Origin of the sequence: Frateuria sp. Soil773, assembly GCF_001428405.1 — a bacterium.
GTDB lineage: Bacteria > Pseudomonadota > Gammaproteobacteria > Xanthomonadales > Rhodanobacteraceae > LMSL01.
The window spans coordinates 1-7272 of record NZ_LMSL01000017.1 but is presented as its reverse complement, the minus strand read 5'-3'; the positions used below and the strand labels follow the sequence as shown (position 1 = coordinate 7272).

Here is a 7272-nt window from a genome sequence, read left to right as displayed (position 1 = left end):
CCCCGCTCGTCATTCCTGCGGCTTTCAACGGCCGCAGGGCCGGTCAAGCAGGAGGCGCTTTTCGACAGCCGAAGGGCTGGCCATCCGGTGACGTTCTCCTTCCCCGAAACCTAGAGGCACTGGATCCCAGCTTTCGCTGGGATGACGCCCCGTTGGGGGGATACCTGAGAGACTGGAATCCTCCCGCGCTCCCCGCTCGTCATTCCTGCGGCTTTCAACGGCCGAAGGGCCGGTCAAGCAGGAGGCGCTTTTCGACAGCCGAAGGGCTGGTCATCCAGCGACTTTCCCTTTCCCCGAAACCCAGAGGCACTGGATGACCAGCCCTTCGGCCGTTGAGAGCCGCTGGGATGACGCTTCATTGGAGATTGCGAACAGGCCTTGAGCCGGGTGCCGCGCGCGGCCGGCCGGTTCAATGCAGCGCGACGGCCTGCGCCGGCCGCGGCGGGTTGTCGTGGCTGTGCAATTGCGCGTGCTGCAGCGCCAGCGGCAGCTTTTCCGCGACGAAGTCGATGAAGCTGCGCACGGCGGAGGTGTGGCCGTGCCGCGACGGGTAGACCGCGTGCACGTTGCCCGGCGGCAGCTTGTACGCAGGCAGCAGCGGAACCAACTGGCCGCGCGCGATCGGTTCGCGGCACAGCCAGTGCGGCAACTGGGCCATGCCGACGCCGCCGGTGACCGCCTGGTACAGCACCTGGAGGTCGTCGGTGACCAGCCGCGGATGATGCTCGACCGGGTGCGTTTTGCCGTCGGAGCCGAGCAGGGTCCAGAAATGGCGGCCGTCGGTGCCGGCCACGCTGACGCTGGGGATGCGCTGCAGGTCCTCCGGCCGCTTCGGCCGCGCCGGGCGCTTGAGCAGGGCCGGGCTCGCCACCAGGATCTGCGGGTCCATGCCGAAGCTGCGCACCACCAGGCTGGAATCCTTCACCGCCTGGCGTACGCGGAAGGCGATGTCGAAGCCGCTGGCGACCACATCGGTCTGGTGGCCGCACAGGTCCAGGTCCACCTGCACCTGCGGATGCTGCCGCAGGTAGTCCACCAGCACCGGCGCGAGCAGCAACTGCGCGAACATCACCGGGCAGCCGACGTGGATGCGGCCGCGCGGCGCCGCCTGCGTGTCCTCGATCACCCGCTGCGCCTGCTGCGCGGCGGCGAGGATCTGCAGGCATTGCTCGTAGTACAGCCGGCCGATGTCGGTGACGTGCGAGCGGCGCGTGGTGCGCTGGATCAGCCGCACGCCGAGGTTCTGCTCCAGCCGCGCGATGCGGAAGCTCAGTTGCGACTTGGCCAGCCCGAGCGCCTTGCTGGCCGCGGTGAAGCTGCCCTGTTCCACCACCTGCACGAAGTAGTAGATGTCGTTGAGATCCTGCATCACGGCCGGTGGTCCCCTTCGCGCAAGCTTGCGGTCAGGCTAACCCAGCCCGGCGGATTTTCGTGCTGCATTGCGCAATGCGCGGGAATTGTTCGCGGATCATGGACATTCATTTTCTGTCGCCGGGCTTACGCCCGTGCGATGGCCGGTGAATACTGCGGCGGAGCGCGCTCGGCATGCCGGAAAGGCACGCAGGGCAGCCGGACGGGAGTGGTCCGGCGCCGCGCTCGCCACGCAAGTTTTCACGCAAAGCCAAGGGGTTCCAGCCATGCGTGCCATCCCGCTGTCGTTCGCGGCACTGCTGTCCATTGTAACGAGCCTCGTGCTGCTGGCGCCGGGCGCGCGGGCGCAGCAGGCGGCGCCGGCCGGTTCCCCGCACGCGCCGTCCAGCGCGCTCACGCAGAGCGACATCGCGCGCATGCTGCCGGCCACCGACATGGGCGCGAACGCGGCGCGCAACGCCGACCCGCATCTGCAGGCGGTCAGCGACAGCCCGGCCACGCCGTTCGACGCGGCGCCCATCCCGAAGAACCCGCTGGCGCCGCAGGCCGACGCGGTCGGCGCGAAGACCTGCGTCGCCTGCCACACGCAGGAGAACGTGCAGGCCTCGCACACCCTGCACGTCGCCTCGTTCCGTGCCGGCGCCGCCAATACCGGGCCGCAGGCCGCCTGCGAGAGCTGCCACGGCCCGGGCTCGGAGCATGCGAAGAACCCGACCGCGCCCGGCTCGATCATCGCCTTCACCCACGACGCGAAGACCACGCCGGCGACCCAGGCCGGGGTCTGCCTCGGCTGCCACGCCGGCGGCGCGCGCCAGCACTGGACCGGCTCGGTGCACGAGAACCGCGGCCTGTCCTGCACCGACTGCCACAACCCGATGGCGCGGTTGTCGCCGGAAGGCGTGCTGGCCAAGGCGTCGATCAACGAGGTGTGCGCGACCTGCCACCAGGACATCCGCGCCAAGTTCAACCGCCGCTCGCACATGCCGCTGCCGGAAGGGCAGATGGCCTGCACCGATTGCCACAACCCGCACGGCAGCATCACCAAGCCGCTGCTGAAGACCGATACGGTCAACGAGACCTGCTACACCTGCCACGCCGAGAAGCGCGGGCCGTTCCTGTTCGAGCATGCGCCGGTGCGGCAGAACTGCCTCAACTGCCACGACGTGCACGGCTCCAACCAGCAGACCCTGCTGGTCGCGCCGATCCCCATGCTGTGCCAGCAGTGCCACACCATGACGCGCCACCCGAACGACCTGCAGACCCCCGCCGGGCTCGCCAACGGCACCCGGCCGGACGAGCGGCTGATCGGGCGCGGCTGCCTCACCTGCCACACCAACATCCACGGGTCGAACAACCCGTCCGGCCCGAAATTCCACAAGTGACGGAGGCGGACGATGCTTGCGCTGAAGTCGAAAGGCATGCAGTCGAGTGACACTGGGTCGGGCCGCGGCACGGCGCCGAAGGCGATCGCCCTGGGCGCGGCGCTGGCGTGGCTGTCCGTGCCCGCCGCCTGGGCCGGCGACACCAGCGGCACCATGCGCGTGGGCGACATGCATTACGGCAACGCGCTCGACCCGCGCGGCTGGACGCCGATGCTGGACCGGGCCGACCCCGACGGCACCTCCTACCTGCATGCCGGCATGCTGCGCACGCCCACCGGCGCGCTGTACCCGTATCCGCCGGCGGTCGACGGCGTCAAGCCGCTCGGCCAGGCCGGCGACTGGAGCTATGCCGGCCTGATCGAGGCCGGCTACCTGCACGTCGGCGGCGACAAGAACGCCGAGTTCTTCCGCCAGTACGCCGACTGGAAGACCGGCTTCGCGCTCGGCCTGCTCGCGCTGGAGTTCAACAACCGCAAGACCGGCGGCTACGTCGAGTTCCGCGGCAGCCGCCTGAGCGGCAACGACCAGTACTACCGCCTGCGCGGCGGCCGCTACGGCAGCTACCGCGTCGAGGCGTTCTACCGCGACATGCCGCACACGGTGTCCACCAACGCCTATCCGATCTGGAACGGCATCGGCACCACCGACCTCACCCTGCCGGCGTCGCTGGTGCCCGGCGGCAGCACGCCGGCGCAGATCGCCGCGGCCGCGGCCGCCGCGCCCCGGCGCACCATCGGCCTCACCCGCACGCGCGAAGGGCTCGGCTACGAGGGCGTGCTGTACCGCAACTGGATCGGCTCGGCCTCGATCACCAACGAGAAGCGCAGCGGCACCCGCCTGTGGGGCGGCTCGATGTTCTTCAACATCGGCGGCCTGCCGGGCGGCATCAACGAGACCGTGCGGCCGATCGACTTCCGCACCACCGACGTCAACCTCAGCCTGCGCAACGTCGGCAAGGTGTGGCGCTTCCTGGCCACCTACAACGGCTCGTTCTTCCGCAACCGCAAGGACCACCTGAACTTCCAGAGCCCGTTCCAGCTCATGAACGTGGTCGGCGTGCCGCAGGTGGCGGACATCAAGGACGGCCAGTTCTCGCTGGAGCCGGACAACGACTACCACAACCTGCGGCTGGACCTGTCGCGCGAGCTGAAGGGTAACGGCCAGTTCACCATCGCCGGCGCCTGGGGCACGATGCGCCAGAACGACGCCCTGCTACCGCCCACCACCTGCACCGGCACCGGCGGCATCTACATCGCGCCGCCCGCCGACTACACCTTCCAGTGCGCCAACTGGAACACCCCCGCGGCGCTGTCGCAGCGGAATGCCAATGCGCGCATCGACACCGGGCTGCTCGACGCGCGGCTCACCTTCCGGCCCACGCCCGCGTTCGGCTGGCACGCCGGCCTGCGCTGGTACCGCGAAAACAACAAGACCCGCTACCTCGCCTACAACCCGCTCACCGGCCAGTACGGCTACATCTCCGAGAACGGTTCGCAGGGCAGCGTGGTGCCGGGCGAGACCGGCATCTTCGATCCGAACAACCCGCTGTACCGCTCGTACATGGTCACCGTGCGCAACAACCCGTTCGGCTACACCGACACGGTCTTCGAGCTGGGCGGCGACTGGCAGTTCGGCCGCAAGAACTCGCTCGGCGTCACCTACACCTACGACCACAACCAGCCCAGGTACCGCGAGCGCAAGCGCGTGGACGACCAGCGCATCAAGCTCGACTGGGTCAGCCGCGATGTGGCCGGCGCCACCGTGCGGCTGAGCTGGGAATTCGCCCGGCGCGACGGTGACCGCTACAACTACGATCCCTACGGCCGGTTCTATTCCGAATCGCTGCCGGGCTTCGTCGACCCGGCCACCGGCATCCCCGCGCATACCGTGGCCGACATGCGCAAGTACGACCTGTCCGACCGCACCGAGAGCAAGGCGCGCGCGATCGTCACCTATCCGGTGGGCGAGTCGGCCACGGTGTCGGCCACGTTCTACGGCAACCGCGACCGCTACGACGCGCGGATCGGCCGCCAGGACACGCGCACCACCGGCGCCACGCTGCAGTGGGACTGGCAGCCCAACCCGGAGACCACGCTGAACGCCTACCTCGGCGCCGAAGGCTCGCGCATGGGCATCTCCAACGTGGGCGACTCCGACGCGGCCGACAACGGCGGCGGCCTGGGCACCATCGGCCAGACCAATCCCAACCTCGGCGGGCCGCTGTACCCGTACGCCAACCAGTGGTGGGAGTACGACCGCGAGCGCAACCGCAACGCCGGCCTCAGCCTGAGCCACGACTTCGGCCGCGTGCGCGCGGACCTCAGCTACAACTACACCGGCTCGCTCGGCCACGTCGGCTACGACTACGCCACCATCGGCGCGCTGGCCGACCGCGACCCGGCCTCGGTGGCGCTCGCCGGCAACGGCTTCCCCGACAACCGCTACCGCACCAACACGCTCGACCTGGGGCTGAACTTCCGCGTCACCCGCAACGTCGGCATGCGCCTGTTCGGCCGCTACGAGACCGGCGCGTTCAGCGACTGGCACTACGCCGGCCTCGACCAGGGGCTCAGCTACGACCACAAGATCTACACCGACAAGGGCGGCCAGTTGCACTACAGCGCCAGCCTGGTCGGCCTCATGCTCAACCTGAAACTCTGAGGAGGCCGCCGAGATGACGCCGAGACAGCGCCCGATCCTCTCCCTTGCCGGCTTCCTGGCCTTGCTCGCCGCGTCGGGCCTGCACGCGCAGCAACCGGCCGCCGCCGGCAGTGCCGCCGCCGCGCCCGCGCCGGTGCTCGACCTGCGCCGGCAGCAGCCGATCCAGGGCGATGCCCAGGCCGGCGCCGGCAAGGCCGCCGTCTGCGGCGCCTGCCATGGTCCGCAGGGCGTGGCGATCGCGCCTAACTTCCCGAACCTGGCCGGGCAGTCGGCCACCTACCTGTACGTGCAACTGAAGCAGTTCAAGGACGGCCAGCGCAGCGACCCGGTGATGACCGGCCAGGCCGCCGCGCTCAGCGACGAGGACATGCGCGACCTCGCCAGCCACTACGCCGCGCTCGCGCCCAAGCCCGCCGGCCAGGCCGATGCCGCCTCGCGCGGCGCGCAGCTCTACCTCGCCGGCGACCCGGCGCAGGGCATCCCGCCCTGCCAGGGCTGCCACGGCCCGGCGGGGCAGGGCCCGCAGCCGCACATGAGCAGCGCGCCGCAGCCGCCGTGGTCCACCTACCCGCACCTGCGCGGCCAGTCGGCGTTCTACCTCGGCAAGGCGCTGGGCGACTTCAAGCACGCGACACGCGGCGGCAGCAGCAACGCGAAAGTGATGGAAGGCGTGGCGCAGACGCTGGACGATGCCGACGTGCAGGCGCTGTCGGCGTATCTGTCCACGCTCTAGGCGTCTGTAATCCACCCACATGCGTTCCGGCGGTTGCGGGCTGAAGCCTGCTGACCGTGCATGCAGCGTGGAACCACGTCGCAACCCGGCGATCCCCGATGGCCTGCGATCGGTCCGGCAAGTGGATTGGGCGGCCGCTTGGCTGACAAAGGACGTCACGCGGCAAACGAGAATATGGAGATCAGCCCTGCAGGCCGGGTCGCACTGCAGCGTTCAGAGGCGGTGCGGCGAGCGCACTGCAACGACCAGGGCAACAACTGCACGGTGGGCGTGGGCACCCTCGTCCATCGTAGGCCGTGTACGGCACGGGAATTGGCCGAGCCTCCCATGCCGGATGCCGGAACTCAACAGATGTTCTCCGACCGGATCGCGGATGCCGAGCACGCGGTGCGCCGTGCTGTTGCCGGGCGGGAGCTTACCCAGGAGCAGTTCGATGCCGCGGTGGCATTCGTATACAACACCGGAGCGCACAGTGCGCGTGCGCTCGCACCGGCAAATTACGGCCGGATGGACGAAGTGGCCCGAAACATCAGGCAGTACGTCCATGGCTGCCCGCGCGATCGGCAAGGGCACACGGTTGGGCCGTACAGGGTAAGCGCGGGGCTGGTGCAGCGACGGGCCCGCGAAGCGGCCGCATTCAACGGGCGCATGCCATGATGCGGACGGTCTTCCGGATTTCCGCATGCCTGGCAATCTCGACGTGCCAGGCTGCCCGATCGGATTCCGGCTTTTATGGAACCTGGAGAGTGACCGGAATCCATACGTACACGCGCATAACCGAAAGCGAGGAGCGAATGAAGGCGCTGATCGGTTCATCGATCGTACTGGCGGCGGGCAAGGTGGTCGAGAGCGGCGAGGAAGTCTGCCCTGTCCACGCCGCGCCGGTGATTGCCCTTGTGGATTCCAGGGATGAGGTCGAGGGTGAAGGCATCACTCCCGAAGCGGCAGGGTTGCCGGCGCGAGTCGAGAAACTGGACTACGGCTGCATCGCTTTCTATCGCGTCGGCGACAGGTTGATCTTCAACGACCGTGGTGCGTACTACGAGGCGGCCAGGATCACTCCTTAGAGCCTGTTCAAAATCTTCGCGCGTTGCCCGAAACTGGGAGGATGAGAAAAAGCTATCC

At 68.9% G+C, this 7272-nt stretch carries 6 protein-coding genes; 5 read left to right on the top strand and 1 reads right to left on the bottom strand.

Going from position 1 to position 7272, the window contains the following annotated elements; genetic code table 11:
* Positions 1-409 precede the first annotated feature (409 nt).
* Positions 410-1369 carry a LysR substrate-binding domain-containing protein gene (locus tag ASG87_RS07835; RefSeq protein WP_056003395.1) on the bottom strand — a complete coding sequence of 320 codons (960 nt, stop codon included), beginning with the start codon at positions 1367-1369 and terminating at the stop codon, positions 410-412.
* A gap of 268 nt (positions 1370-1637) precedes the next feature.
* On the opposite strand from ASG87_RS07835, the gene ASG87_RS07830 reads away from it, so the two are divergent.
* The 5 genes from ASG87_RS07830 (at position 1638) to ASG87_RS07810 (ending at position 7214) form a co-directional block, all read left to right on the top strand.
* Complete coding sequence (locus ASG87_RS07830; protein WP_056003392.1) at positions 1638-2753, top strand: DmsE family decaheme c-type cytochrome; 1116 nt, start codon at positions 1638-1640, stop codon at positions 2751-2753.
* Between the two features lie 12 nt (positions 2754-2765).
* Positions 2766-5414 carry an MtrB/PioB family outer membrane beta-barrel protein gene (locus ASG87_RS07825; RefSeq protein WP_235499592.1) on the top strand — a complete coding sequence of 883 codons (2649 nt, stop codon included), beginning with the start codon at positions 2766-2768 and terminating at the stop codon, positions 5412-5414.
* A gap of 13 nt (positions 5415-5427) precedes the next feature.
* Positions 5428-6147 (top strand): c-type cytochrome, encoded by a 720-nt coding sequence (locus ASG87_RS07820; protein ID WP_056003388.1) that lies wholly within the window; start codon positions 5428-5430, stop codon positions 6145-6147.
* Between the two features lie 327 nt (positions 6148-6474).
* On the top strand, positions 6475-6804 hold the full coding sequence (locus ASG87_RS20450; RefSeq protein ID WP_162258333.1) for a glycoside hydrolase family protein: 330 nt from the start codon (positions 6475-6477) through the stop codon (positions 6802-6804).
* Between the two features lie 137 nt (positions 6805-6941).
* A complete protein-coding gene (locus tag ASG87_RS07810) occupies positions 6942-7214 on the top strand; it encodes a hypothetical protein (protein ID WP_157510954.1) in 273 nt (90 codons plus the stop codon).
* Positions 7215-7272: the final 58 nt, after the last annotated feature.